Raw genomic sequence first — 26,558 nt, forward strand, 5'->3', positions numbered from 1 at the left:
GTCGACTGTAATTCTGCTCTATCGACTCAGCCTGAAGGTGTAAGCGTACTCCAGGCCAAGATCGAACCGCCAGGGCAGCGGGTGCAAAATGAGAGTGCCCTCGGCAATATCGAACGGTACGTCAATTTCCTCGCCCCGGCAGAGCAGGGTACAAGTGCGCGGTGCCTCCCCATCAGTGAGCTGAAGGCGCAGCGCGTCCGTTGGCCACTCGGTTGTTATCAGGTAGTCACTGTCGCCTTTGCAGGTGAACGCACAATGGGGATTGTTACTTTTCAGGCGCGTGCAGATATCACTGCCATAAATCGCGTCACCGTTGACCTCCATCCAGCGGCCAATATCCCGTAAGCGTTCCTGTTGCAGCGTTGGAATACGTCCGTCCGCTGTCGGCCCCACATTTAACAGGAAGTTACCGCCTTTGGAGACGATGCCGATCAACTGATTAATCAACGCCTGCGAAGTGCAATAATCCTCCAGTTGCTCCGCGCGGTTAAAGCCGTATGACTTGCCGATACCCCGGCTCTCTTCCCACGGATGATGGACGCCAAAGCCCTCTTTATCGTTGTACTCGGTGCTGTAGTAGTCGCCGTGTTCACCAGGCATGCCTTTAAAGAAGCGGTCATTCACCACCACTTCATCTTTATTAGGTGCTTCGTTGTAGAGCCAGGAGAGGAAGGGTTTGGTCTGGCTGTATTCTTCGCTGAGATCCCACTCGCCGCCGTCAGAGAAAATCAGGCACGGGGCGTAGTTTTGCACCAGCTCTTTCAGTTGCGGAATCAGAATTTCATCCGGGTATTTTTCCTCAGGGATACCGAACTTTTCGCGGTCACGCTGCGGCACAAAATAGCCGCCTTCCGGGCGGTGGCTCCAGTTGGTTTCCCAGTCGATGATGGAGTAATAGATGCCCATCTTCAGACCGCTGTCGCGTACCGCATGGGTGATGTCGCCGAGCAGGTCGCGTTTTGGCCCAATATCCCCGCTGTTCCAGTTCGCTTTATGCGGATTTTTTGTCGGCCACAAACAGAAACCGTCGTGATGCTTGGTGGTCAGCACTACATACTTAGCGCCAGAGGCTTTAAACAATTCCGCCCAGGCGTCAGGCTGGAAAAGTTCGGCTTTGAACTGCGGAGCAAAATCGCGGTACAGGAAATCTTTCCCGTAATGCTTTTGGTGAAAGTCATCATCATTATTGCGGTAATTGCCGTAAACGCTGGCGTAATACCACTCGGCGTAAGAGCCAAACAGGGAGTTATCAATTTTACGCCACGCCGGAACCGAGAAGACGCCCCAGTGGATGAAAATGCCGAATTTTGCGTCGTTATACCATTCCGGCATCTCGCGGCTGTCGAGGCTCGCCCAGTCTGGCGTGTAGGTCTTATTACTCATGAATCACATCCCCTTCGTGTTGATGTACGTCCGTTTTCGCGATGCACAAACCCGTAACCGCGTAGAAACCTGCAATAATCAGCCCCGCATAACATTGCACGGCCCATAGCGCATAGTCGAGAGTCGGCACGCCGAGGGTGGCAGCCATAAATACCCCGGCGGCCGTCCATGGGATCAGCGGCTCGATAACGGTGGCGGAGTCTTCGACGGTGCGGGAGATATTTTTACGGTGCAGCCCATTGTTTTCAAAAGCTTTGCGGAACAATTCTGACGGCAGAAGGCAGGCGATATTGTTATTACCTGTTGCGGCAATCAGCGCCACACAAGCGGCAATGGTTGAGAAGATAAGACCGGCGGCGCTTTTCACAATGCGGGTAAAGTAATTGATGATGGTGTCCAGTGCCTGGGTCAGCGAGAGTGGACCGGCAAAGGAGAAGGCGCAAAGGATAACTAGGATAAGCGGCATCATGGAGGCCACACCACCGCGTTCAAGCAGGCTGCGAATGGTCTCTGGCACCGCTTGTGGCTGCCCTGGCAGCACACTGACGCTAAATCCAGACACCCACACGTTCAGGTTTTCGATAATCCCGATCCCTTGGGTAAAGTACGAAATGGCAATCGAAATGGCAGTGGCAAACAGCAGTACGGGGATCACCGGTTTTTTCATCAGGGCGCCCGCCAGCACGATAAAGATCGGCACGGCGAGGATCCAGTGAGTGTGGTACAGCGCGTGAATCTGATCCACCGTTTGCTGAGCAGAATCGACATTGCCCACTGTCGCGTTGTTGTTCAAGCCAATGACAAAATAGACCACCGCCGAAATGAGATACGCTGGAATCGTGGTTTTTGACAGGTGCTTGATGTGCTCGTAGAGATCGAGATTATTAACGATCGCCGCAAAGTTAGATGATCCGCTTAACGGTGAGATCTTGTCGCCAAAATAGGCACCGCCAACGATTGCGCCCGCTACCGCAGCCAGATTGGCATCGAGACCGTGGGCAACGCCCATCAGCGCAACGCCAATGGTTCCGGCGGAGCCCCAGGAGGTGCCGGTGCAGGTGGCAACAATGCTGGTGACAATAAAGGCGATGAATACAATGTACTGTGGGTTAATGATTTTCAGACCGATGGTAATCAGATAGGGAATGGTGCCGGAACTCATCCAGACACCAATGACCCCACCGACGCACATCACAATCATTAAAGAGGGGAGGGCCTGAGCAAATTTTTGCACGATTTCATCGATGATTTCCTGGAACGTATGCCCGAGCCAGAGTGCAACAAACGAGATAGCCACCGCAGTAATGCACAGCAGCGCCTCCAGTTTTATCTCCAGTAGCGTGTAGCCCAGGATAATAAAGAGTAATGATGCGCCGAGTAGCAGAAAAGAGGCCGGGAGGCCCAACTGCTTCATAACAGGTTTCTGTATAGGTTCTGATGTTACAGACATGACTATCCTCGCTGAATGCCTGGCCGTCTTAAGGTGTTGTTGTGTTTTGCCGCACGCTGAGCGTACTGGCTGATTGTTTTTATTAAGATTTCCCTTTCTTCGACAAGCTGCCTGCCTTAGCCCGGCAGGTTGGCTCATCGCGTGTGAAATACATTTCCGGTGTGCAAAACTAAGGTAACCATTTTTTCATAATGATTGCTAACTCGAATTAGCAAGCATAGTTAAAAGCTATTTTAGCGGACGGCATTCACCAACGGCTTTTCGCTCAAACTGTGATGGGCCGCAAGCGTTGCACCGATATAAAGCAAATATGTGATAAGAGAAAGTGATGACGAGAAGGGAAGGAGCGAACAGTAGGGCTGAATTGCAGGCATAAAAAAACCGGGTTAAAACCCGGTTTTTACAACATGAGACTTACCAGACGTAGGTCAGCAGGCTATGCGAGTCAGGAACCATAAAATCCACTGACATCATCACGCTCAGGGCGGTAATGGCGATGATGGAGAAGCCGAACAGTTTACGTGCCCAGACTTTATCATCTTCAACTTTGTAACCGCGCAGCGCCATACCCAGCCACCAGACGCTCACCGCTGCCGCGACGATCAGATACTTGTACCCGGCATAACCACCCAGAGAAAGCATCAAGGTCGCCACCGCGAAGGCGATGATATAAAGCGTGATGTGGTTTTTAGCCACCGAGATACCTTTCACCACCGGCAGAACCGGGATGTTGGCCGCCTGATAATCTTTGAAGCGGAAAATGGCAATCGCGTAAGAGTGCGGCATCTGCCAGAGGCTAAAAATAGCCAGCAGAATGGCAGCGCCACTGTCGAAGTTACCGGTGACGGCGCAGTAGCCAATCACTGGCGGCGCAGCGCCAGAGAGTGAACCGATCAGCGTGCCGTAGACCGAGTGGCGTTTCATGTACAGGCTATAGATGCCCACATAAACCACAAAGCCCATCACCCCCAGCCAGCAGGCCAGGGGATTTGCACCAAACCACAGCAGCATAAAGCCAGCAATACCCAACAAGGCAGCGTACGCCAGCGAGACTTTTGGCGAAATCAGACCCCGAACCAGTACGCGGTTTTTCGTCCGTTCCATCTTTTTATCAATGTCACGGTCAATGTAGTTGTTAAATACACAACCCGAGGCGACAACCAGTGACACACCCAACAGGGTGCAGGCGAAGAGGGGATAGTCAATATGGCCTTTTGAGGCCAACAGGAACCCCCCGATCACCGAGATCAGGTTGCCAAAAATGATGCCAGGCTTCGTTACTTGCAGGTATTGCTTAAACATACTCGCCGCTCTTAGTGAACCATCATGTTGTAGTTCAGGTTCCACATAATCCAGATGGAGCCGACTACCAGGATAGCGATGATAATCACGGTAAAGACAAAGGCCGTCATATTCCAGCCTTCGTCAGACTTGGTGTTCATGTGCAGGAAGCAAGACAGATGCACCAGAATCTGAATCACCGCAGTCACCAGGATCGTACCCAGAATAACACCGTGAGATGCCGATCCGTTCATCACCATCCAGAACGGAATGACCGTCAGGATGATCGACAGGATGAAACCTGTCATGTAGGTTTTTACGCTGCCATGGGAAGCGCCATGATCGTTAGAATGACTCATTACATCGCCCCCATCAGATAGACAACAGAGAACACGCAGATCCACACTACGTCCAGGAAGTGCCAGAACAGGCTCAGGCACATGATACGGGTGCGGTTAGTGCTGGTCAGGCCGCGACGGGATACCTGGAACATCAGTACCGCCATCCAGATGAGACCAGAGGTCACGTGCAGACCGTGGGTGCCGACCAGCGCGAAGAACGCGGAGAGGAAGCCACTACGATCCGGACCAAAACCTTCCATAATCAGATGATGGAATTCATAGATTTCCATCCCGATAAAGCCCGCACCAAACAACCAGGTCAACGCCAGCCAGGAGACAACCTGGCTTTTGTTGTTTTTGTACATGGCGATAGCCGCCATGCCGTAGGTGATGGAGCTGAACAACAGCAGTGCGGTTTCTACCAACACGAACGGCAGTTCAAAAATGTCCTTGCCGGTCGGGCCGCCTGCAGTGCCGTTCACCAGAACGGCATAGGTTGCGAATAAGCAACAGAACAGAATGCAGTCGCTCATCAGGTAGATCCAGAAACCGAAGACTTTCATCGGCCCTGTATCATGGTGCCCATGCTCGTGCGCGTGGGCAGTGTCATGCGTCAGAGTATCAGTTGCCATTTTTCAGCCCTGCTTTAGTGATTTCATCGAAATGCTGTTTTTCCAGTGTTTCGACGTCGCGAACCGGTACGTAATAATCCACGTCCTCGTCAAAGCTTTTCACAATCCAGCTGATGACGATGCCCGCGAAGCTTGCGATGGCAAGCCACCAGATATGCCAGATCATGGCGAAACCAAACACCGTTGCGAAGGCGGCAATCACGATACCGGCAGCGCTGTTTTTCGGCATATGGATTTCTTCGTAGTGCGCAGGCTGTTTGTACGCTTCGCCTTTTTCTTTCATTTCCCAGAATGCATCACGCGCATTGATCTGCGGCACAATGGCAAAGTTATAGAAAGGAGGCGGAGAAGAGGTTGCCCACTCCAGCGTACGGCCACCCCACGGGTCACCGGTCAGGTCACGGTTCTGCTCGCGGTCGCGAATAGAGACGTAGAACTGAATCAGCTGAGATGCGATACCACAGGCGATCAGCGCGGCACCGACGGCGGCAACAACCAGCATCGGGTGGAACTGCGGATCAATCTGTTGGCTCAGACGACGGGTCATCCCCATAAAGCCCAGCACGTACAGCGGCATAAATGCCACGAAGAAGCCGATAATCCAGAACCAGAAGGCGCGTTTGCCCCACTTCTCATTCAGCGTGAAGCCAAAGGCTTTAGGCCACCAGTAGGTCACACCTGCGAAGCATCCGAAGACCACGCCGCCGATGATAACGTTATGGAAGTGCGCAATCAGGAACAGACTGTTGTGCAGAACGAAGTCCGCACCCGGTACCGCCAGCAGTACGCCGGTCATGCCGCCGACTGAGAAGGTCACGATAAAGCCGATGGTCCACAGCATTGCTGAGTGGAACACGATACGGCCCTGATACATGGTGAACAGCCAGTTGAAAATCTTAACCCCGGTTGGGATCGCGATAATCATGGTCGTAATACCGAAGAAGGCATTCACGTTTGCACCGGCACCCATGGTGAAGAAGTGGTGCAGCCAAACGATAAACGACAGAACGGTAATACAGACGGTTGCCCACACCAGTGAGGTGTAACCAAACAGACGTTTACGCGAGAAGGTAGCAGCGATTTCGGAGAAGACACCGAAGACCGGCAGCACCAGGATATACACTTCCGGGTGGCCCCACGCCCAAATCAGGTTGATGTACATCATCATGTTGCCACCCAAATCATTCGTGAAGAAATGGGTACCGAGATAGCGATCCAGGGTCAGCAACGCGACGGTGACGGTCAGAATAGGGAACGAGGCAATAATCAGGATGTTGGCGCACAGAGATGCCCAGGTAAATACCGGCATCTTGAACATGGTCATGCCAGGGGCACGCATCTTGAGAATGGTCACAAAGAAGTTAATACCGGTCAGGGTGGTACCGACACCGGAGAGCTGAATCGCCCAGATCCAGTAATCGACCCCTACGCCGGGACTGTATTCAATTCCCGAAAGCGGCGGGTAAGCCAGCCAGCCGGTCTGCGCGAATTCGCCCACACCCAGTGACAGGTTAACCAGAATGACGCCGACAACCGTGAACCAGAAGCTCAGGTTGTTCAGGAACGGGAAGGCCACGTCGCGAGCACCGATTTGCAGCGGAACCACAACGTTCATCAGGCCGATAACCAGCGGCATCGCCACGAAGAAGATCATGATAACGCCGTGAGCGGTAAAGATCTGATCGTAGTGATGTGGCGGCAGGAAGCCAGCTTCACCCGCCGAAGCAAGCGCCTGCTGACTGCGCATCATGATAGCATCGGCAAAGCCACGAATTAACATGACGATACCAACGACGCAGTACATGATACCGAGTTTTTTGTGGTCAACCGAAGTCAGCCATTCATTCCACAGATAGCTCCACTTACCGAAGTAAGTGATAAGGCCCAGTAAGGCCGCGCCACCAATGATAATTGCAGCTAGCGTCACCACGATAATAGGTTCGTGGTACGGCACCGCATCCAGTGTCAATTTTCCGAACATTTTCTTCCTCGGCCCCTTAGTGAGAGGTTTCCGCGTGATTCATGTCCATGCCTTCCATCCCTTCATGTGAAGTATGTTCACCTTCAGGTTGGGTCACGTTCATGCTCTTGCCGTGGTCCATAAATTTGTTGGTCACATCTTTGAACAAATCAGGTTTCACGTCAGAGAAGTACTCCACCTTGTTATATTCGCTAGGTGTTGCCACTTTTTCGAAGGCAGCCATGTCTGACATGGTGTTCGTTGACTGCTTCGCTTTAGCAACCCACTGGTCGAAAGCGGCGCGGTCAGGTGTGGCAATGGCTTTGAACTTCATACCTGAGAAGCCCGGCCCACTGTAGCTGGCGGAGATACCATCATAGGTGCCTGGTTCGTTTGCGATCAGGTGCAGGTTAGTCTGCATACCGGCCATCGCATAGATCTGGCTACCCAGACGCGGGATAAAGAAGGAGTTCATCACGGAGTTCGAGGTCACTTTGAACTGCACCGGCGTATTCGCCGGGAAGGCGATTTCGTTTACGGTAGCAATGCCCTGTTCCGGATAGATGAAGAACCATTTCCAGTCCATTGAGATGACTTCGATCGTAATCGGTTTCTCATCGTGAACCAGCGGTTTACTTGGCTCAAGCGCGTGAGTCGTTTTCCAGGTCAGAACGGCAAGGAACAGGATGATAAGGATAGGCACTGTCCAGACTACAGCTTCAACTTTGTTGGAGTGTGACCAGTTAGGGCTGTACTTCGCATCTTTATTGCTCGCACGGTATTTCCAGGCGAAACCGACTGCCATCAAGATGGCGGGAATCACGACAATCAACATCAGGCCAAATGCCGTCAGTATCAACGAACGTTGCTCCAGTCCAATCTGTCCTTTTGGGTCGAGGAGCGCAGAATCACAACCACTGAGTAAAACAGTACCTGCGATTAATGACATCCATCCCAAACTTTTATTGTATTTCCTGAGTCTCATTTAACGACCTCAATTCCACGGGGGTCTGGTGGCGTTTAAAGTGTGCGGGCATTTTACGGGAAGGTTACATTACTGTAAACATGAATGGCATAGTGTCAGTAAGGTGTTACTGAGTTCTGCCGAGTGTGTCACGCGGAATGCAACAACCTGTAAAATTGCGCCTTCGCACAACCTCTCATCAAGGTTATAACGAAAACACTGCCTTACAATAGTGGGTGTGGGTAAATTGGTATAACCAATCAAATTAATACACATTTGCTTAACAATAATTCAGCATTTATTGAACATTACTGGAAAGTAAATATTAATAACGCTGCTGAATCGTTAAAGAGTAGCCCTTAATTTATATCGCACAAATTAATTAAAGAAAAAATATTACGACATATCTTAATAATCGCGAAACGTGTTTTTAAAATGCGATTAAATATTGAACAATGTGATAACTATTAGTAATTATTTAGTAAGGTTTATTTCTAAGCGACTGATTTCATGAAATGATTCAGTCGAAGGGCGTGCTCAGTTGATCCTGACCTCTTTTCCCGACTCCAGCCTTACTGACTCCGCCAGCCTGAACGCTGTCAGGCTGGCGGGGTTCTGCGAAGCGCGAGAAGGTCGAGGAAGCCACCGAAAAGAATGCCGCTGATGGCGAAAAGGGCACCGATTTCCAGTACCGTATCGAGGAAACTTATTGTCGTAAGCCCGCTGGCGTTAAGAAGTAAGCACAACAGCCAGACCGCGAGCAGCAGGCAGCCTGCGCATAGGATGCGTAGTGCCATACGATAGCCGGTTACAAAGGCTGTTCTTCGCATAAACGTTTGAGACGATTGGGTATATTCCAGCGTTTTCTTACACAGAAGCAGCAAAAGCAGGCCGGGTATGGCTGCAACAATGGAGAATAAATAGAAAGACGACCAGCCGTGCTGTTCAACAAACCAGCCCGCAAGGGGGCCTACATAGACTCGTCCAACCGCCGATAGCGCAGAGAGCAGCGCAAATTGGGTGGCGGAAAAGGATTTGTTGCAGAGCGTCATAAGTAAGGCCACAAAGGCCGAGGTTCCCATTCCGCCGCAAAGATTCTCAAAAAACACCGCCGAGGCCATGCTGAGGATGTTTTTATCGGTTACCGCCAGCAGCCAGTATCCTGCATTTGACGCGCCTTGCAACATGCCGAAAATCAGTAAGGCGCGAAACAGAGAGAGGCGCTGCATAAGTACGCCACCCCATAACGCACCGATGATGGTGGCAAGAAGGCCCAGCGATTTGTTGACCACGCCCACTTCACCTGCATCAAAACCGACGCCACGAATCAAAAAGGTGGTGGTCAGCGTCATGGCAAAAGCATCGCCCAGCTTGTAAAGCACAATCAGCAGCAGAATAAGCCAGGCGTTATTGCGTCCGAAAAAATCCCGCAGTGGTTCAGCAATGGCCTGCTCAAGACTGCGCGGCGCGGGAATAGCATCGTCGGGTTCAGGTGCAATATAAGTGGCAATAATGCAGGGAATTAAAAATGCGGCCATCAGCCAGTACATGCCCTGCCAGCCAAGCCAGCGGTCTGCAAGCCATAATGCCAGCCCGCCTGAAACCAGCATGCCGAGACGGTAACCCAGTACGCTGATTGCTGCACCAGCGCCACGCTCTTCGGCGGTCAGTACATCGGTTTTCCAGGCATCAAAGACAATGTCCTGTGACGCTGAACAGAACGCGATGATGACAGCGAGCGCCGCCATCCAGCGAAGCTGACTCAGCGGCTCAAGAAACCCCATCGCCGCAATCGCAATAAGCAGTCCCAGTTGCGTGACAAGCAGCCAGCCTCTGCGACGCCCCAGAAACGAGGGGGTATAGCGATCCATGACCGGAGACCACAGGAACTTGAAAACATAAGCCTGGCCGACCAGCGAGAAGAAACCGATGGTTTTCAGGTCAACATTGGCGACCGTCATCCACGCCTGAAGCGTCCCTGATGTCAGGGCAAGCGGCAGTCCGGAAGCGAAGCCCAGCACCAGGAGTATGGCTGATTTAGGCTGCTGAAAGATGCGCAAATAGTGATTTGACATGGTTTGAAACTGGCCCGGAGAACCGGGCCAGAGAACGGGGCTTAGCGCGCGTTCTGCTTGATGAACTGATGAATAACGGTGTCCTGAGACATATCGGCGATAGTATCGGTCAGCACGTTGTTAACCGCATTGGCGATTTTGTCATTTGAGGCCTGAAGGGCACCCTCAACGTTATAGCTGGCGCGGTAATTTTTCGTCATTTTGTTGCCATTCGCTGCGGTTGCGATGATGGCGATATCCGCTTTGGTCGAAATTTTGTAACGCAGGTTGCCTTCAGAAACGTCAGCAAAAAGCTGGTTAACAATAATCTGCAGGTTAGCCGCGCCGTTAGGCCCGATCATATAGCCGCGCGCAGTCATTTGTTTCTCAAGCACTTCCTGCAGGAGGAAGCGTAAGTCGCGAGAAGCGGTAAGGGTTACCAGTTGGTTATCGCGGTTTACTTTCGCCAGCGCCTGGTCCTGACGCTGGTCGGCGCCGTTAATGCTGACGGTGACGCCCATCAGGCTCGGATCCTGCTGTGGCAGCGTGATTTTAGGCGCAACATCAATGGTTGTTGGCGGTGTTGCACAACCGGCCAGCATGAACATAGCGACCAGGGGAAGAAGAAGTTTTTTTAACATGTTCAGACTCTCTGCAGACGGTATACGTAAAGGGGAAAAATTTGCGTCATCATAACATCGCCATCCGCAAGGGGAAGGGCTCAACGCATGTAAATTCATCGCCTTGTGCGTAAATCGTACTGTGAGACAGTTTTCTGGGCGCATCAGGGTGTCAACGGGGAGCTTTTAATCAGAGTTCATACCTTTGGCTGAGAATTCACGACGAAGGCTAAATTTTTGTTGTTTTCTTGTTATGGGCAGGATAAAAGCGGCTAACATTTAAAGGGATGGGTAGCATCTCAGCGTTGCGGAGGAGTCATTTCATGATGATACGTGAACAGATAGAAGAAAAGTTAAGGGCAGCGTTTGAACCCGTGTTCCTCGAAGTTGTTGATGAAAGCTATCGTCACAATGTACCGGCCGGTTCTGAAAGTCATTTTAAAGTGGTGTTGGTCAGTGACCGATTCACCGGTGAGCGTTTTCTGAATCGACACCGCATGATATACGGAACCCTGTCGGCGGAGCTGTCTTCCACCGTCCATGCGCTGGCGCTGCATACCTACACCATTAAGGAGTGGGCGGGTCTGCAGGATACCATTTTTGCCTCGCCGCCTTGCCGTGGGGCAGGCACCATCGCATAAAACGCATTTGCAACTGCGTGAACTTTTCCAGTATGTTGCGTACAGATTATGTGAAAACGGCCTGCGGGCCGTTTTGTTTTGTCTGAGATTTGAGCGAGAAGGGCAATTTTTAGGTCAAAATTACCTCGGAATTGTGAAAAATGGCGCAACAATGCGGCGTTCCCGTTCTCGACTCACTAAAGTGATGCCGCTATAATGCCGCGTCTTTATATATGAACGTCTTCGGGATGATTCTGGCGACAGGGAATGTTTATCAAATTTGAGAAAGCATCCCGGTTAAGTGAAGCCAATGACAGCTTCCAGTGAAGAGTTGACCGAGCACCGTGATTTTTTGAGGTAACAAGATGCAAGTTTCAGTTGAAACCACTCAGGGCCTTGGGCGCCGTGTAACGATTACTATCGCTGCTGACAGCATCGAGACCGCTGTTAAGAGCGAACTGGTCAACGTAGCGAAAAAAGTACGTATCGACGGGTTCCGTAAGGGCAAAGTACCGATGACCGTTGTTGCTCAGCGTTATGGCGCTTCCGTTCGCCAGGACGTACTGGGCGAACTGATGAGCCGCAACTTTATTGATGCAATCATCCAGGAAAAAATCAACCCGGCTGGCGCACCGAACTATGTTCCGGGCGAATACAAACTGGGCGAAGACTTTACCTATTCCGTTGAATTCGAAGTGTATCCGGACGTTGAGCTGAAAGGCCTGGAAACCATCGAAGTTGAAAAACCTGTTGTTGAAGTCAACGATGAAGACGTCGACACCATGCTGGATACCCTGCGTAAACAGCAGGCAACCTGGAAAGACAAAGACGGCGCAGTTGACGCTGAAGATCGTGTTACCGTTGATTTCTCCGGCTCTGTAGATGGCGAAGAGTTCGAAGGCGGTAAAGCGACTGATTTCGTACTGGCTATGGGTCAGGGTCGTATGATCCCGGGCTTTGAAGACGGTATCAAAGGTCACAAAGCGGGCGAAGAGTTCACCATCGACGTCACCTTCCCGGAAGATTACCACGCTGAAAACCTGAAAGGTAAAGCGGCTCAGTTCGTTATCAACCTGAAAAAAGTTGAAGAGCGTGAACTGCCGGAATTCACTGAAGAGTTCATCAAACGTTTCGGCGTTGAAGATGGATCTCTGGCTGGTCTGCGTAGCGAAGTGCGTAAAAACATGGAGCGCGAACTGAAAGGTGCCGTACGTAACCGCATCAAAACTCAGGCTATCGACGGTCTGGTGAAAGCGAACGATATCGACATCCCGGCTGCACTGATTGACAGCGAAATCGACGTTCTGCGTCGTCAGGCTGCTCAGCGCTTCGGTGGTAACGAGAAGCAAGCACTGGAACTGCCGCGTGAGCTGTTCGAAGAACAAGCTAAACGCCGTGTCGTTGTTGGCCTGCTGCTGGGCGAAGTCATTCGTACCAACGAGCTGAAAGCTGATGAAGAGCGCGTTAAGGGTCTGATCGAAGAGATGGCGTCTGCCTACGAAGATCCGAAAGAAGTTATCGAGTTCTACAGCAAAAACAAAGAGCTGACCGACAACATGCGCAATGTTGCTCTGGAAGAACAAGCGGTAGAAGCTGTTCTGGCAAAAGCAAAAGTGACTGAAAAAGCGACCAGCTTCCAGGAACTGATGAACCAGCAGGCTTAATTTACTCCCGTACATAGAGTAAACAATGAGCCCGTCACCGTCAGGTGGCGGGCTTTTTTTATCGCATTGACGCTATCAGAAGTGTGCTAAAAGGATGTTTCAGTGTTAGCGTAACAGCAAAAGATTGTTATGCTTGAATTAAGGTGTGGTCATCCCCATACAGGGAAGATGAATGTAAACACTCTGGCTGATACTCCGTCCGTGTGCCGATCGTAGTCAGACCTGGCTCACTCAAGTACAATCAGTACAGCAGGTTATTTATTTTTATATCCAGGAGACGGAAATGTCATACAGCGGCGAACGAGATTCCTTTGCACCCCATATGGCCCTGGTGCCTATGGTTATTGAGCAGACCTCACGCGGTGAGCGCTCCTTCGATATCTACTCCCGTCTTCTTAAGGAACGTGTCATTTTTATGACGGGTCAGGTCGAAGATCATATGGCTAACCTGATTGTCGCGCAGATGCTGTTTCTGGAAGCTGAGAACCCGGAAAAAGATATCTACCTGTACATTAACTCTCCTGGCGGGGTAATTACTGCCGGGATGTCGATTTACGACACCATGCAATTTATTAAGCCTGATGTCAGCACCATTTGCATGGGTCAGGCCGCGTCGATGGGCGCATTCCTGCTCACTGCGGGGGCCAAGGGCAAGCGTTTCTGCTTGCCAAACTCACGTGTAATGATTCACCAGCCGCTGGGCGGCTATCAGGGTCAGGCAACGGACATTGAGATCCACGCGCGTGAAATTTTGAAAGTAAAAGGGCGCATGAATGAACTCATGGCCCATCATACGGGTCAACCATTAGAGCAAATTGAACGTGACACCGAGCGTGACCGCTTCCTGAATGCACACGAAGCCGTCGAATACGGACTGGTCGATTCAATTCTGACCCATCGTAATTAATGCCCAGGCTGCAGGTGTACCGCTATACTCAATGAAAGCGGCATTACGTTTTGTAGCGTTTTGCGCCTGGAATGGCATCTGCGTCGTCATGTGCGGCACAAGAACAGAAAAGAGGTTTTGACTCATGACAGATAAACGCAAAGACGGTTCAGGCAAACTGTTGTACTGCTCTTTCTGCGGCAAAAGCCAGCATGAAGTGCGCAAACTGATTGCCGGGCCGTCCGTGTATATCTGCGACGAATGTGTTGATCTGTGTAACGACATCATTCGCGAAGAGATTAAAGAAGTTGCGCCCCATCGCGAGCGGAGCGCACTGCCGACCCCGCATGAAATTCGCCACCATCTTGATGACTATGTTATCGGGCAGGAGCAGGCGAAAAAAGTGCTGGCGGTTGCGGTATACAACCACTACAAACGTCTACGCAACGGCGATACCAGTAATGGCGTTGAGTTGGGTAAAAGTAACATTCTGCTTATCGGGCCGACCGGCTCCGGTAAAACGCTGCTCGCTGAAACGCTGGCGCGTTTGCTGGATGTTCCCTTCACCATGGCAGATGCCACAACCCTGACCGAAGCAGGTTATGTGGGTGAAGACGTCGAAAACATCATTCAGAAGCTGCTGCAAAAGTGCGACTACGACGTACAAAAAGCGCAGCGTGGCATCGTCTACATCGATGAAATCGATAAGATTTCTCGTAAATCTGACAACCCCTCCATTACGCGTGATGTCTCTGGCGAGGGCGTGCAGCAGGCGCTGTTGAAACTGATTGAAGGGACTGTCGCTGCTGTTCCACCGCAAGGGGGGCGTAAGCATCCTCAGCAGGAATTCTTGCAGGTCGATACCTCTAAAATCCTGTTTATCTGTGGCGGTGCATTTGCCGGCCTGGATAAAGTCATTTCACACCGCGTTGAGACCGGTTCTGGCATCGGCTTTGGCGCGACCGTGAAATCTACGGCTGAGAAACCTAATGAAGGACAACTGCTGGCGCAGGTTGAGCCTGAAGATCTGATCAAGTTCGGTTTAATCCCCGAATTCATCGGTCGTCTTCCGGTTGTAGCAACGCTGAATGAGCTGAGCGAAGAAGCGCTGATTCAGATCCTGAAAGAGCCTAAAAACGCGCTGACTAAACAGTATCAGGCGCTGTTCAACCTCGAAGGTGTTGATCTGGAGTTCCGTGACGAAGCGCTGACGGCTATCGCCAAAAAAGCGATGGTACGTAAAACAGGTGCACGTGGGTTGCGTTCCATCGTCGAAGCGGCGCTGCTGGATACCATGTATGACCTGCCATCAATGGATGAAGTCGAAAAAGTGGTTATCGATGAATCTGTTATCGGCGGGCAGAGTAAGCCATTGCTGATCTATGGCAAGCCAGAAGCACAGCAGGCATCTGGCGAATAATTCGCCAATCCTTACAATCAGTTAATAAAAAAGGGGGGATTTCATCTCCCCTTTTATTTTTCCTTATTCCCGCCGTTGAATGTGTGGGAAACATCCCCATATACTGGTTTACATGTTAACGGTGCGTGTTGCACAGTCACGTCACCGACTTACCTGGCGGACATTAAACTAAGAGAGAGCTCTATGAATCCTGAGCGTTCTGAACGCATTGAAATCCCCGTATTGCCGCTGCGCGATGTGGTGGTTTATCCGCACATGGTCATACCCTTATTTGTAGGGCGGGAAAAATCTATCCGTTGCCTTGAAGCCGCCATGGATCATGATAAAAAAATCATGCTGGTTGCGCAGAAAGAAGCCTCAACGGATGAGCCGGGTGTAAACGATCTTTTCACCGTCGGGACCGTGGCCTCAATTCTGCAGATGCTGAAATTACCGGACGGTACCGTAAAAGTGCTGGTCGAAGGCTTGCAGCGCGCGCGTATTACCGCTTTATCTGACAATGGCGAACATTTCTCAGCGAAGGCGGAATACCTTGATTCGCCGGCCATTGACGAGCGTGAGCAGGAGGTGCTGGTTCGCACCGCGATAAGCCAGTTCGAAGGCTACATCAAGCTCAACAAAAAAATCCCACCGGAAGTGCTGACGTCGCTGAACAGCATTGACGACCCTGCGCGTCTGGCAGACACCATTGCTGCGCATATGCCGCTGAAACTGGCTGACAAACAGTCCGTACTTGAGATGGCTGACGTCAATGAGCGTCTTGAGTATCTGATGGCGATGATGGAATCCGAAATCGACCTGCTTCAGGTTGAAAAACGTATCCGTAATCGTGTTAAAAAACAGATGGAAAAATCTCAGCGCGAGTACTATCTGAATGAGCAGATGAAAGCCATCCAGAAAGAACTGGGTGAGATGGATGACGCGCCGGATGAAAACGAAGCACTAAAACGCAAAATTGACGCGGCGAAAATGCCGAAAGAGGCGAAAGAAAAAGCCGAAGCTGAACTGCAAAAGCTCAAAATGATGTCCCCGATGTCTGCGGAAGCAACCGTCGTACGCGGTTACATCGAGTGGATGGTTCAGGTTCCGTGGAACGCCCGCAGTAAGGTGAAAAAAGATCTGCGCCAGGCGCAGGAGATTCTGGATACCGATCACTATGGCCTTGAGCGCGTTAAAGATCGCATCCTTGAATATCTCGCGGTGCAGAGTCGTGTTAATAAGCTCAAAGGGCCGATTCTGTGTCTGGTTGGGCCGCCGGGGGTGGGTAAAACATCTCTCGGGCAGTCCATCGCCAAAGCCACCGGGCGTAAATACATCCGTATGGCGCTAGGTGGCGTGCGTGACGAGGCGGAAATTCGCGGTCACCGTCGTACCTATATTGGCTCTATGCCGGGTAAACTTATCCAGAAAATGGCAAAAGTAGGGGTGAAAAACCCACTTTTCCTGCTGGATGAGATCGACAAAATGTCTTCAGACATGCGTGGCGATCCGGCTTCAGCCTTGCTGGAGGTTCTTGATCCGGAACAGAACGTGGCGTTCAGCGACCACTATCTGGAAGTGGATTACGATCTTAGCGATGTCATGTTCGTGGCGACCTCTAACTCCATGAACATCCCGGCACCGCTGCTCGATCGTATGGAAGTGATTCGTCTGTCCGGCTATACCGAAGATGAAAAACTTAACATTGCTAAACAGCACCTGTTGCCGAAACAGATTGAGCGTAACGCGCTGAAAAAAGGCGAGTTAACCGTCGAGGATAGCGCTATTATCGGCATTATCCGTTACTACACTCGTGAAGCGGGTGTACGTAGCCTTGAGCGGGAAATCTCCAAACTGTGCCGCAAAGCGGTGAAACAGCTGCTGCTGGACCCGTCTCTCAAGCATATTGAGATCAACGGTGAAAACCTGAATGACTACCTGGGCGTTCAGCGCTTTGACTATGGTCGCGCGGATGATGAAAACCGCGTAGGTCAGGTTACCGGGCTTGCCTGGACAGAAGTGGGCGGCGATCTGCTGACTATCGAAACGGCCTGCGTGCCGGGTAAAGGTAAGTTGACCTATACCGGCTCACTGGGTGAGGTGATGCAGGAGTCTATCCAGGCGGCGCTGACCGTGGTGCGTGCGCGTGCAGAAAAACTCGGTATCAACGGTGATTTCTACGAAAAACGTGATATTCACGTTCATGTGCCGGAAGGTGCCACGCCGAAAGACGGCCCAAGCGCCGGTATTGCGATGTGTACCGCGCTGGTTTCTTGCCTGACCGGCAACCCGGTTCGTGCAGATGTGGCAATGACCGGGGAAATTACCCTGCGTGGTCAGGTGCTGCCGATTGGCGGGCTGAAAGAGAAACTGCTTGCTGCCCACCGTGGTGGTATTAAAACCGTGCTGATTCCTTTTGAGAACAAACGCGATCTTGAGGAAATTCCGGAAAACGTTATCGCCGATCTGGAAATCCATCCGGTGAAACGTATCGATGAGGTTCTGACGCTTGCGCTGCAGAATGAACCCTTCGGCATGCAGGTAGTGACCGCAAAATAGTGACCCCGCGCAAAGAGCGTTGATAAAAACAAGGCTGGTAAGGCATTTCGCACTTGCCAGTCTTTTTTTGTATAGCTAATTTAGATTGCTGGTTGGTTGTGTCATCATCAACTGGTGTTGTAAGGGCATGACAGGCCTGATATAACAGCTGCGCGGTCGCACTGTGAAGGATGCAGGTGCGATATAAATTATAAAGAGAGGAAGAGAAGAGTGAATAAATCTCAACTGATAGACAAGATTGCCGCAGGGGCCGATATCTCTAAAGCGGCAGCTGGACGTGCGTTAGATGCTTTAATTGCTTCTGTTACTGAATCTCTGAAAGCTGGGGACGATGTAGCGCTGGTAGGTTTTGGTACCTTCGCTGTTAAAGAGCGTGCTGCGCGTACTGGTCGCAACCCGCAGACAGGCAAAGAAATCACAATCGCCGCGGCTAAAGTTCCTGGCTTCCGCGCAGGCAAGGCGCTGAAAGACGCGGTAAATTGATCGCTTTCCCTTACGGAAGGTGAAAAAGAACAAGGGCGCATCGTGAGATGTGCCTTTTTTTATTTGTTCAGCCATCTTTATCCGAGTTTCTACGTGTTCTGGGCTGACAATTGACCCCTTTTCTTGTCAAAATACATCTTTGTACGCAGCGTCGGGAAACTGAGTGACTGCGCGAGGTCTACAGTCACCTACAGCGGAGTGTTGTTACACCATGATGGACAATTTACGCACGGCAGCAAACAGCATCGTGCTCAAAATCATCTTCGGCATCATTATCGTGTCGTTCATTTTGACCGGCGTCAGTAGCTATCTCATTGGCGGTAATGATACTTACGCCGCGAAGGTTAACGATCAGGAGATTGGTCGCGGTCAATTTGAAAATGCCGTTGCCAGTGAACGTAACCGCATGCAGCAGCAGCTGGGCGAGCAGTTCTCTGAACTGGCAGCCAATGAAAACTACATCAAATCTATGCGTCAGCAGGTGCTCAATCGTCTTATCGATGAAGCGCTACTCAATCAATACGCGAAACAGTTGCATCTTGGCATTAGTGACGAGCAAATAAAGAAATCGATTTTTGCGACCCAGGCCTTTCAGACCAACGGCAAATTCGATAATGCGCGCTTTAACAGCATCGTCAATCAGATGGGCATGAGCGCCGATCAATACGCACAGGCGCTGCGTAATCAGCTTATCTCCCAGCAGTTGATCAACGCTGTTGCGGGCACCGATTTTATGCTCAAAGGCGAAACGGATGAACTGGCTGAACTGGTCGCCCAGCAGCGCGTAGTTCGTGAAGCGGTCATCGATGTAAACAAACTGGCCGCTACCCAGTCCGTTAGCGATGCGGAAATTTCCAGCTTCTACGAACAAAACAAAAGTCGCTTTATGACACCGGAACAGTTCCGTGTGAGTTACATCAAGCTGGATGCTGCCAGCATGCAGACTTCCGTCAGCGATGCAGATATTCAGACTTACTACGATCAGCATATGGATCAGTTCACTCAGCCACAGCGTAACCGCTACAGCGTGATTCAAACCAAAACCGAAGATGAAGCAAAAGCGGTGCTGGATGAACTCAAGAAAGGCGGTGATTTTGCGGCACTGGCGAAAGCTAAATCAGCGGACATTATCTCTGCCCGTAACGGCGGTGACATGGGCTGGCTGGAAGCTTCTACCACGCCGGATGAACTGCAAAACGCCGGTCTTAAAGAGAAAGGGCAACTTTCTGGTGTGATCAAGTCTTCAGTGGGCTTCCTTGTGGCTCGTCTTGACGATATCCAGCCTGCAAAAGCGAAACCGTTAAGTGAAGCGCGTGACGACATCGCGGCGAAAGTGAAACAGGAAAAAGCGCTGGATGCCTGGTATGCGCTGCAACAGAAGGTCAGTGAAGCGGCCAGCAACGATAATGAAACCCTGACGGGTGCCGAGCAGGTTGCGGGTGTGAAAGCGGTAGAAACGGGCTGGTTCAGCCGTGAGAGTTTACCGCAAGAGCTGAACTTTAAACCCGTCGCTGATGCCATCTTTGAAGGTGGTCTGGTTGGGCCAAACGGCGCACCGGGTAGCAACTCCGATATCATCACCGTAGATGGCGACCGTGCCTTTGTGTTACGTATCAGCGAGCATAAACCTGAAGCGATTAAACCGCTTGATGAGGTGAAGGCGCAGGTAAGTGATATTGTAAAACATAACAAAGCACAGCAGCAGGCGAAGCTGGATGCAGACAAGCTGATCGCGGCCCTGAAAGAAGGCAAAGGTGACGACGCGATGAAAGCGGCTGGCCTGAGTTTCGGTGAAAGTAAAACGCTGGCTCGTACCGGTCAGGATCCGGTTAGTCAGGCGGCATTCTCATTAACGCTGCCTGCGAAAGATAAACCGAGCTACGGCGTTGCTAACGATATGCAGGGTAATGTCGTGGTGCTGGCGCTCGATGAAGTCAAAGCAGGCACCATGCCGGACGCGCAGAAAAAAGCGATGGTGCAGGGTATTACCCAGAACAATGCCCAGATTGCTTTCGAAGCGCTGATGAGCAATCTGCGTAAAGAGGCCAAAATCAAAATCGGTAGCCAGCTCGATCAGCAACAATAACGAGACGTCTTCCACAATTTTTGCAATTTAATGCAAACTCAAAGGCCGCTTTCGCGGCCTTTTCCATTTCTGCATGTTGCCGTTTGTTCGGCGGTGTTCCGCTGTTTATGGTGTGCTTACTGTAAACAAACAAGGAGAAACAGTATGAAACGTGGAATCAAAGCCCTTTTAATTTCCCTCACTTTTGCCTGTGCAGGCATGGCGCAGAGCGCACTTGCCGCACCTGCCGAGGCAGGCGCAAAAGTGCCGGTTGCTCAGTCCAAAGCAGACAGCTCTTCCCAGGCGCCAGGCAAAAAACTGGAAAGCGCAAAAAGCAGCGATGATGAAGGCGGCACGCAGGTCAGTATCAATACCGGGAGTGCGGAAGACCTTGCACGGGTGATGAATGGCGTCGGCATGAAAAAGGCGCAGGCCATCGTCAGCTATCGTGAAGAGTACGGCCCGTTCAAATCGCTGGAAGACCTCAAACAAGTGCCCGGCATGGGGCATTCGCTGGTTGAACGCAATCTCAGCCATCTCACTCTTTGAATTTAGCGCTTGCGCGGTAGCCATTTTTTGCCATGCTAAAGAGGTCATACCAGTTATGGCCTCTGTTCCTATAACAAAAGTGAAGGCTAACGCGCTATGCAGACTCAGATTAAAGTCCGTGGTTTCCATCTTGATGTCTATCAACACGTCAACAACGCCCGCTATCTCGAATTTCTTGAAGAGGCGAGGTGGGACGGGCTGGAGAATAACGAAAACTTTCAGTGGATGACAGCAAACAACATCGCGTTTGTGGTCGTCAATATCAATATTAATTACCGCCGTCCGGCCGTGCTTGGCGATCGGCTGACGGTGACCAGTCACGTTAAACAGATCAACGGCAGAAGCGGTGTCTTAAGTCAGGTAGTGACGCTGGACCCGGATGCTGAGGTGGTAGCAGATGCGCTGGTGACGTTCGTCTGCATCGATCTCAAAACGCAGAAGGCACTGTCGCTTGATGGCGAGTTGCGCACAAAACTGCAGGAGATGATCCAGGAGGAGATGTAACGCACGTCGGCAGGTTTTAAAATGCATGCCCCGGCAGACAACAGGCTATCGGGGCATTCACCTTACCTGAGGCCGGTTTTCTTTTTCATTGCTGACATCACGCCCGGCTTGTCTGCAAGATAGTGATGCAGACCGTTAGCGCGAAGATTACAGGCAGCGCAATGAACACAGCCGTCGCCCTTGATGCCGTTGTAGCAGGTCAGGGTTTCGGTACGTACCAGCTCAAGTTTGCCCCAGTAATCAGCGAGAGCCCAGGTTTCCGCTTTGTCCAGCCACATGAGGGGCGTTTCAAAGCGAATGTCTTTTGCCATACCAAGGCTGACTGCATGATTCAGCGCTTTTACAAATTCGTCGCGGCAGTCAGGATAGCCCGAAAAATCCGTTTCGCAGACCCCCGTGATGACGGCTTCCGCTTGTACCTGATACGCATAAATTGCCGTCAGCGTTAAGAACAGAATATTGCGGCCAGGAACAAAGGTATTGGGTATACCACTGGCATCAGGTTCGTAATCGGGAACGGGGATGCTGTCGCGCGTCAGGCTGCTCACTGCCAGTTCGTTTAACAGAGTAACATCAAGCACTTTGTGCGCCCGGGCACCCAACGCCAGCGCCAGTTCGCGCGCAACGTCTATTTCAGCGCGATGACGCTGACCATAATCGAAGGTGACGCAATGCACTTCATCGTATTGTTGTAACGCCTGTATCAGACAGGTCGTGGAATCTTGCCCGCCACTAAACACGACAACGGCACGTTTCATAATTCTTCCCGGCTTCAGTCATAAACCCGTATGGTAACGCGAGCCGCAGATGCCGACCAGCTTCTTCACTGCATCGGCGGCGGCAGCCAGGCCCTGGTAAAATCGAACCAGCCGCGGGTATTTAACTGAATGCCTTCCACGCCTGGCGGTGCGCTGATGCGATACTGATAATTAAACAGCGGCGTCAGAATGGCCTCATCCATCAGACGATTCAACACCGCCTGGAGGGCGGCGATCCTCGCCTGTTCATTTGGCACGCTTTGTACGGCATCCAATGTGGCCTGCAAATGGGAGAATTGCGAAACGCTCAACACGTTCGGCCACAGAGGATCGCAGCGAAGCCACTGCTCAAGAGTGTATTCCGGCGCCTCGCCAATCAGCCTGTCTCCCATCATTAAATCCGCACTCACCAGCGCGTCACACCCCTCCCAGGTTTTTGCATCGTGAAAAATGACCGTCAAATCACAGCCCAGGGTGGCCAGGTAGCGCTGCAACTGGCGGGCCATCGTGTGTAATTCCACCGGCAGGTGGTAAACCAGCGTCAGGGCAGGCGGCAGCGGAACCGTCTCCTGATGTGACCAGTGGGGCATGTCCCAGCCCGGGATGAGCGCTTTACTGGGGGTTATAAGATCTTCATCAAGCGGTAGCGTCTGTAACAGTGTTGTCTGGTGAATAATCTGTACCAGACGGCGGGACTGCGCGGGGCTGAGTGTCGAGCCGGCACGCTGCGCGAGGTAACAAAAGCCGAGGCTGGTACTGTTACTTACTGTTTTCAGATTGAGCAGGTCGTCGGCTTCCCCGATGGCGATTTGCACCGGGTGGCGGCAACTCGTCCCCAGATCCTGCTCAAATAACAGCGGCGTTATCCAGTACTCCACCGCTTTTATACATGGATGCGTTAAATGATACCAGGCATGGCTTTCGAGGCGAACCAGCGCCTCGCTGAATGTGACTAACTGAAACGGCCCGGTTCCCGACATCGGCAACTCTGGGTGTGCCAGCAGACAGGCGTAACTGGCAAGCCGGTGTGCAAGCCAGAAGTCAGGGCGATGCAGCCAGAAAGTCAGGCAGTATGAATGGGTCGCCTCTACTGTCCTGACGCTGGAAAACAGCGTGCGCAGCGCAGGTTGCGCCAGTAGCATTTTAAATCGCTGTTCTAACTGGAAAGTCTCCACCACATCACCGTTGTGCCAGCGCAGCGTGGGTCGAATATGAAAACGCCAGCAAAGCGTGTCATCACTGATTTCCCAGTGATGCGCTAAATCGCCCTGGGGCACCGCGCTGTCGCTCACGAAGCGCGTAAGGCCGGAGAAAATCTGCCCTGCCAGATGTTGCTCCGCCCGTCCGGGAAGAAAGCCAGGGTGCAGAGGGTCGAGTGGGCGATAGTAGGGAATACGTAACGTGGGGGTATCGTTTTGCCATGAACCGCCAAGAAAAGGATTAAGCAGGGTACGCAACGCGTCAGGAGCAAGCTGCGCCAGGGCAAGGGCACTATGTTGCTGCCCGGTACGCAGTGCGTTTTCCATCATCTCCTGGCGCAGTGACTCAGGGGTACGTAAAAACGTCAGCGTCCCGCGTTTTCCTCGCCCGGATTGCGACTGCCAGTGCAGCCAACCGGAAGCCTGCATCTGACCAAGCAATGTGCGCATATGCCGCCCACTACAAAAACAGCTATCAGCGAGTCGGGCAACGCTGACCTGCTGATCTTCACCTGATGAGGTCTGCCACAGGCGCTGGTATTGATTGAGTCGGTTAAGTTGTCGCATAAACCCGGAACAATTATCCCCATCTGCTCACTATTACTTCCGTATATATCAGGCAATACTTTTGCGCAATACGAGGCGTTGAAATCTGGAGAAAATATGGCCCGGCTGGCAGCTTTTGATATGGATGGCACATTGCTCATGCCCGATCACCGTTTAGGCGATCTGACGCTGGCGACATTGCGTCGTCTGCGTGAGCGCGATATCACCCTGGCCTTTGCCACGGGCCGCCACGCGCTGGAGATGAAAAAGATCGTCAAATCGATTTCACTGGAGGCGTTTTTGATAACCGGTAATGGCACTCGCATCCATTCGATGGAGGGCGATCTTCTGCACTGCCAGGATCTTGACCCTGATATCGCCGAGCTTGTGCTGCACAGCAGATGGGATACGCAGGCTACCCTTCACGCCTTTAATGATTCTGGCTGGTTGACGGACAAACCTATTCCGCCTGAGCTGAATGCGCATTTCTACAGTGGTTTTACTTACCAGCTTGTGGACCTCAAACGCCTGCCTGCTCATGACGTCACGAAAATCTGTTTTGTCGGGGAGCATGAGGATTTGTGTCGGTTGCGTGTACAGCTTAATGAGGTCATTGATGGACGGGCGGCGCTCTGCTTCTCGGCGTTCGAATGCCTCGAAATATTACCGCTCGGCTGCAATAAAGGTGCTGCGCTCACTAAGCTGAGTGGCCTGTTGAATGTGCAGATGCAGGATTGTATGGCGTTTGGCGACGCCATGAATGACGCCGAAATGCTGGCAGGCGTCGGGCGGGGACTCATTATGGGCAATGCGATGCCGCAACTGCGGGCCGCACTGCCCGATTTACCGGTGATTGGACACTGCCGTAATCAGGCTGTTTCACACTATTTAACACATTGGCTGGACACACCACATCTTCCTTATTCCCCCGAATGACGAGATTTTTCCAGCAAGCCAGACCCCGGTCTGGCTTTTTTTATTTTACCAACCGGGTAATTTCCGTCTGCCAGGGACGGATATCGCCGATATTGCTGGCAACCCATTGCGGGTCGTAATAGGTCTCGAGGTAACGGTCACCGCTGTCACATAACAGGGTCACAATTGAGCCGGTCTGGCCCGCGTCACGCAGGCGAGCGGCCATGTTCAGAGCGCCCCACATATTGGTGCCGGTAGAGGCACCAACTTTGCGACCCAGTTGGGTTTCCAGCCATAACGCGGTGGCGACACTGGCGGCATCCGGTACGCGCAACATCTCATCGACGACATCCGGAATAAAAGAGGGCTCGACGCGAGGGCGTCCGATGCCTTCAATTTTGCTACCAACGGTTGAACGTCGCGTCGCGTCACGGGTTTGCCAGTAATCCATAAAGACGGAGTTTTCCGGATCGACCACCATAAGCTTAGTGTCGTAACCCTGACAGCGAATATAGCGGCCAATGGTAGCGGATGTGCCGCCCGTCCCTGCGCTCATCACGATGCAGGCGGGCACCGGATGCGGTTCATTTTTCATCTGCCGGAAAATACTGTCGGCAATGTTATTGTTGCCGCGCCAGTCAGTTGCGCGTTCGGCAAAAGTGAACTGATCCATATAGTGGCCGTTTAATTCACGGGCCAGCATCTCTGATGCGGCATAAATCTCGCAGGCGCTCTCCACGAAATGGCAGCGGCCACCATAGAATTCAATCTGCTCAATTTTTCGTTTTGCGGTGCAGCGTGGCATGACCGCGATAAATGAGAGCCCCAGCAGCCGGGCGAAGTACGCCTCCGATACGGCGGTAGAACCCGATGAGGCCTCAATAATGGTGGTGCCTTCCTTAATCCAGCCATTGCACAAGCCGTAGAGAAACAGCGAACGCGCCAGTCGGTGTTTCAGGCTGCCGGTGGGGTGGGTACTTTCATCTTTCAGATAAAGTTGGATCCCTGCAAAGGCGGGCAGGGTAAGACGAATCAGGTGTGTGTCCGCCGAGCGCTGGTAATCGGCATTAATTTCGCTGATCGCGTGTTTAACCCAGGCACTGTTCATTCATTTATCCCATTTGTCATTTTGTGCCCAGAATAGAGCAAAGCACAGAAAAAATTGTTGCCATTACGCCTTTAAATTAGAATCTTGGTAGAAAAGTTTTCTCTGTAAGGCCCTTATGATAGATAAAATTGACCGTAAGTTACTGGCGTTACTGCAACAGGACTGTTCGCTCTCTTTGCAGGCGCTTGCGGATGCCGTTAATCTGACCACCACGCCCTGCTGGAAACGGTTAAAAAGGCTGGAAGATGAGGGGATTTTGCTGGCTCGCGTGGCGATGCTGGATGCAGAAAAGCTCGGTCTCGGCCTGACCGCATTTGTGCTGATTAAGACCCAGCATCACAGCAGCGACTGGTATTCCCGCTTCACTGCCGTGGTGAAGGATATGCCAGAAGTGCTCGGATTCTGGCGCATGGCGGGCGAATATGATTACCTGTTACGCGTGCAGGTGGCGGATATGAAACGTTACGATGATTTCTACAAGAAATTGGTCAACAGTGTGCCAGGCTTGTCAGATGTCACCTCAAGCTTCGCCATGGAGCAGATTAAATACACCACGGCTTTGCCCATAGAATAACCCTCCCGGCGTTGGCCGGAAAATCACGTTCAGGATGTAAACGC

The 26,558-nt window shown here is 51.8% G+C and carries 23 protein-coding genes; 11 read left to right on the forward strand and 12 right to left on the reverse strand.

The annotated features are described in order from the left end of the window. Nucleotides 1-18: 18 nt before the first annotated feature. From M1D91_RS05185 to M1D91_RS05225, 9 genes are all read right to left on the reverse strand, one after another. Nucleotides 19-1,383 carry an alpha-L-fucosidase gene (locus tag M1D91_RS05185; protein WP_437432468.1) on the reverse strand — a complete coding sequence of 455 codons (1,365 nt, stop codon included), beginning with the start codon at nt 1,381-1,383 and terminating at the stop codon, nt 19-21. Next, the gene (gene nhaC / locus M1D91_RS05190) at nt 1,376-2,797 is read right to left on the reverse strand and encodes a Na+/H+ antiporter NhaC (protein ID WP_457976054.1); all 1,422 of its coding nucleotides are present in this window, start codon (nt 2,795-2,797) and stop codon (nt 1,376-1,378) included. Before nhaC ends, M1D91_RS05185 begins: the two co-directional genes overlap by 8 nt. A 450-nt stretch (nt 2,798-3,247) precedes the next feature. Then, a complete protein-coding gene (gene cyoE / locus M1D91_RS05195) occupies nt 3,248-4,135 on the reverse strand; it encodes a heme o synthase (RefSeq protein ID WP_437432470.1) in 888 nt (295 codons plus the stop codon). An 11-nt stretch (nt 4,136-4,146) separates the two neighbouring features. Beyond that, the gene (locus tag M1D91_RS05200; RefSeq protein ID WP_437432471.1) at nt 4,147-4,473 is read right to left on the reverse strand and encodes a cytochrome o ubiquinol oxidase subunit IV; all 327 of its coding nucleotides are present in this window, start codon (nt 4,471-4,473) and stop codon (nt 4,147-4,149) included. Next, on the reverse strand, nt 4,473-5,087 hold the full coding sequence (locus M1D91_RS05205; protein ID WP_437432472.1) for a cytochrome o ubiquinol oxidase subunit III: 615 nt from the start codon (nt 5,085-5,087) through the stop codon (nt 4,473-4,475). Before M1D91_RS05205 ends, M1D91_RS05200 begins: the two co-directional genes overlap by 1 nt. Continuing rightward, entirely contained in the window at nt 5,077-7,068 is a 1,992-nt protein-coding gene (gene cyoB / locus M1D91_RS05210) for a cytochrome o ubiquinol oxidase subunit I (protein ID WP_437432473.1), read from the reverse strand. The genes M1D91_RS05205 and cyoB overlap by 11 nt, the downstream gene beginning before the upstream one ends. Nucleotides 7,069-7,084: 16 nt before the next feature. Then, nucleotides 7,085-8,032 carry a cytochrome o ubiquinol oxidase subunit II gene (gene cyoA / locus M1D91_RS05215; RefSeq protein ID WP_437432474.1) on the reverse strand — a complete coding sequence of 316 codons (948 nt, stop codon included), beginning with the start codon at nt 8,030-8,032 and terminating at the stop codon, nt 7,085-7,087. A 578-nt stretch (nt 8,033-8,610) separates the two neighbouring features. Further along, nucleotides 8,611-10,086, reverse strand: a complete 1,476-nt coding sequence (gene ampG / locus M1D91_RS05220) for a muropeptide MFS transporter AmpG (protein WP_437432475.1) — start codon at nt 10,084-10,086, stop codon at nt 8,611-8,613. 41 nt (nt 10,087-10,127) lie between these two features. Further along, complete coding sequence (locus M1D91_RS05225) at nt 10,128-10,706, reverse strand: lipoprotein (RefSeq protein WP_437432476.1); 579 nt, start codon at nt 10,704-10,706, stop codon at nt 10,128-10,130. A 302-nt stretch (nt 10,707-11,008) separates the two neighbouring features. Here M1D91_RS05225 and bolA point away from each other — a divergent pair, with 302 nt between their 5' ends. The 9 genes from bolA (at nt 11,009) to M1D91_RS05270 (ending at nt 21,414) form a co-directional block, all read left to right on the forward strand. Further along, nucleotides 11,009-11,326: a transcriptional regulator BolA gene (gene bolA / locus M1D91_RS05230; protein ID WP_437432477.1), complete on the forward strand. Its 318-nt coding sequence runs from the start codon at nt 11,009-11,011 to the stop codon at nt 11,324-11,326. Nucleotides 11,327-11,670: 344 nt separating this feature from the next. Then, nucleotides 11,671-12,969 carry a trigger factor gene (gene tig, locus M1D91_RS05235; protein WP_437432478.1) on the forward strand — a complete coding sequence of 433 codons (1,299 nt, stop codon included), beginning with the start codon at nt 11,671-11,673 and terminating at the stop codon, nt 12,967-12,969. 283 nt (nt 12,970-13,252) lie between these two features. Then, nucleotides 13,253-13,876, forward strand: coding sequence for an ATP-dependent Clp endopeptidase proteolytic subunit ClpP (gene clpP, locus M1D91_RS05240; RefSeq protein WP_437432479.1), 624 nt, complete (start codon nt 13,253-13,255; stop codon nt 13,874-13,876). Between the two features lie 124 nt (nt 13,877-14,000). Then, nucleotides 14,001-15,275: an ATP-dependent protease ATP-binding subunit ClpX gene (gene clpX, locus M1D91_RS05245; protein ID WP_437432480.1), complete on the forward strand. Its 1,275-nt coding sequence runs from the start codon at nt 14,001-14,003 to the stop codon at nt 15,273-15,275. Nucleotides 15,276-15,458: 183 nt separating this feature from the next. After that, entirely contained in the window at nt 15,459-17,813 is a 2,355-nt protein-coding gene (lon, locus tag M1D91_RS05250; protein ID WP_437432481.1) for an endopeptidase La, read from the forward strand. A gap of 210 nt (nt 17,814-18,023) precedes the next feature. Continuing rightward, nucleotides 18,024-18,296 carry a nucleoid-associated protein HU-beta gene (gene hupB / locus M1D91_RS05255; protein WP_437432482.1) on the forward strand — a complete coding sequence of 91 codons (273 nt, stop codon included), beginning with the start codon at nt 18,024-18,026 and terminating at the stop codon, nt 18,294-18,296. Between the two features lie 211 nt (nt 18,297-18,507). Next, on the forward strand, nt 18,508-20,382 hold the full coding sequence (gene ppiD / locus M1D91_RS05260; RefSeq protein WP_437432483.1) for a peptidylprolyl isomerase: 1,875 nt from the start codon (nt 18,508-18,510) through the stop codon (nt 20,380-20,382). 144 nt (nt 20,383-20,526) lie between these two features. After that, the gene (locus M1D91_RS05265) at nt 20,527-20,910 is read left to right on the forward strand and encodes a helix-hairpin-helix domain-containing protein (protein WP_437432484.1); all 384 of its coding nucleotides are present in this window, start codon (nt 20,527-20,529) and stop codon (nt 20,908-20,910) included. A 96-nt stretch (nt 20,911-21,006) separates the two neighbouring features. Then, nucleotides 21,007-21,414 carry a YbgC/FadM family acyl-CoA thioesterase gene (locus M1D91_RS05270; protein WP_437432485.1) on the forward strand — a complete coding sequence of 136 codons (408 nt, stop codon included), beginning with the start codon at nt 21,007-21,009 and terminating at the stop codon, nt 21,412-21,414. Nucleotides 21,415-21,476: 62 nt separating this feature from the next. Here the strand turns inward: M1D91_RS05270 and queC are convergent, their stop codons facing one another. After that, nucleotides 21,477-22,172: a 7-cyano-7-deazaguanine synthase QueC gene (gene queC, locus M1D91_RS05275; RefSeq protein WP_437432486.1), complete on the reverse strand. Its 696-nt coding sequence runs from the start codon at nt 22,170-22,172 to the stop codon at nt 21,477-21,479. A 65-nt stretch (nt 22,173-22,237) separates the two neighbouring features. Beyond that, nucleotides 22,238-23,938, reverse strand: a complete 1,701-nt coding sequence (locus tag M1D91_RS05280) for an SgrR family transcriptional regulator (protein ID WP_437432487.1) — start codon at nt 23,936-23,938, stop codon at nt 22,238-22,240. Between the two features lie 96 nt (nt 23,939-24,034). Here M1D91_RS05280 and cof point away from each other — a divergent pair, with 96 nt between their 5' ends. Continuing rightward, nucleotides 24,035-24,853: an HMP-PP phosphatase gene (gene cof, locus M1D91_RS05285; protein WP_437432488.1), complete on the forward strand. Its 819-nt coding sequence runs from the start codon at nt 24,035-24,037 to the stop codon at nt 24,851-24,853. 40 nt (nt 24,854-24,893) lie between these two features. On the opposite strand, the gene M1D91_RS05290 is transcribed toward cof, so the two are convergent. After that, the gene (locus M1D91_RS05290) at nt 24,894-25,940 is read right to left on the reverse strand and encodes a PLP-dependent cysteine synthase family protein (protein WP_437432489.1); all 1,047 of its coding nucleotides are present in this window, start codon (nt 25,938-25,940) and stop codon (nt 24,894-24,896) included. Between the two features lie 115 nt (nt 25,941-26,055). Between M1D91_RS05290 and M1D91_RS05295 the strand changes: the two genes are divergently transcribed. Further along, nucleotides 26,056-26,514, forward strand: a complete 459-nt coding sequence (locus M1D91_RS05295; RefSeq protein WP_437432490.1) for an Lrp/AsnC family transcriptional regulator — start codon at nt 26,056-26,058, stop codon at nt 26,512-26,514. Nucleotides 26,515-26,558 lie beyond the last annotated feature (44 nt).

It is taken from the genome of Enterobacter sp. SA197, assembly GCF_054131575.1.

What these genes read in the sequence shown, in the direction of transcription:
- M1D91_RS05280 (WP_437432487.1), bottom strand. Translation starts at nt 23,938, where the DNA reads ATGCGACAACTTAACCGACTCAATCAATACCAGCGCCTGTGGCAGACC.
- clpP (WP_437432479.1), top strand. Translation starts at nt 13,253, where the DNA reads ATGTCATACAGCGGCGAACGAGATTCCTTTGCACCCCATATGGCCCTG.
- M1D91_RS05185 (WP_437432468.1), bottom strand. Translation starts at nt 1,383, where the DNA reads ATGAGTAATAAGACCTACACGCCAGACTGGGCGAGCCTCGACAGCCGC.
- lon (WP_437432481.1), top strand. Translation starts at nt 15,459, where the DNA reads ATGAATCCTGAGCGTTCTGAACGCATTGAAATCCCCGTATTGCCGCTG.
- M1D91_RS05200 (WP_437432471.1), bottom strand. Translation starts at nt 4,473, where the DNA reads ATGAGTCATTCTAACGATCATGGCGCTTCCCATGGCAGCGTAAAAACC.
- ppiD (WP_437432483.1), top strand. Translation starts at nt 18,508, where the DNA reads ATGATGGACAATTTACGCACGGCAGCAAACAGCATCGTGCTCAAAATC.
- cyoB (WP_437432473.1), bottom strand. Translation starts at nt 7,068, where the DNA reads ATGTTCGGAAAATTGACACTGGATGCGGTGCCGTACCACGAACCTATT.
- M1D91_RS05265 (WP_437432484.1), top strand. Translation starts at nt 20,527, where the DNA reads ATGAAACGTGGAATCAAAGCCCTTTTAATTTCCCTCACTTTTGCCTGT.
- M1D91_RS05225 (WP_437432476.1), bottom strand. Translation starts at nt 10,706, where the DNA reads ATGTTAAAAAAACTTCTTCTTCCCCTGGTCGCTATGTTCATGCTGGCC.
- M1D91_RS05205 (WP_437432472.1), bottom strand. Translation starts at nt 5,087, where the DNA reads ATGGCAACTGATACTCTGACGCATGACACTGCCCACGCGCACGAGCAT.
- queC (WP_437432486.1), bottom strand. Translation starts at nt 22,172, where the DNA reads ATGAAACGTGCCGTTGTCGTGTTTAGTGGCGGGCAAGATTCCACGACC.
- M1D91_RS05295 (WP_437432490.1), top strand. Translation starts at nt 26,056, where the DNA reads ATGATAGATAAAATTGACCGTAAGTTACTGGCGTTACTGCAACAGGAC.
- M1D91_RS05270 (WP_437432485.1), top strand. Translation starts at nt 21,007, where the DNA reads ATGCAGACTCAGATTAAAGTCCGTGGTTTCCATCTTGATGTCTATCAA.
- bolA (WP_437432477.1), top strand. Translation starts at nt 11,009, where the DNA reads ATGATGATACGTGAACAGATAGAAGAAAAGTTAAGGGCAGCGTTTGAA.
- clpX (WP_437432480.1), top strand. Translation starts at nt 14,001, where the DNA reads ATGACAGATAAACGCAAAGACGGTTCAGGCAAACTGTTGTACTGCTCT.
- nhaC (WP_457976054.1), bottom strand. Translation starts at nt 2,797, where the DNA reads ATGAAGCAGTTGGGCCTCCCGGCCTCTTTTCTGCTACTCGGCGCATCA.
- ampG (WP_437432475.1), bottom strand. Translation starts at nt 10,086, where the DNA reads ATGTCAAATCACTATTTGCGCATCTTTCAGCAGCCTAAATCAGCCATA.
- cof (WP_437432488.1), top strand. Translation starts at nt 24,035, where the DNA reads ATGGCCCGGCTGGCAGCTTTTGATATGGATGGCACATTGCTCATGCCC.
- cyoE (WP_437432470.1), bottom strand. Translation starts at nt 4,135, where the DNA reads ATGTTTAAGCAATACCTGCAAGTAACGAAGCCTGGCATCATTTTTGGC.
- tig (WP_437432478.1), top strand. Translation starts at nt 11,671, where the DNA reads ATGCAAGTTTCAGTTGAAACCACTCAGGGCCTTGGGCGCCGTGTAACG.
- M1D91_RS05290 (WP_437432489.1), bottom strand. Translation starts at nt 25,940, where the DNA reads ATGAACAGTGCCTGGGTTAAACACGCGATCAGCGAAATTAATGCCGAT.
- cyoA (WP_437432474.1), bottom strand. Translation starts at nt 8,032, where the DNA reads ATGAGACTCAGGAAATACAATAAAAGTTTGGGATGGATGTCATTAATC.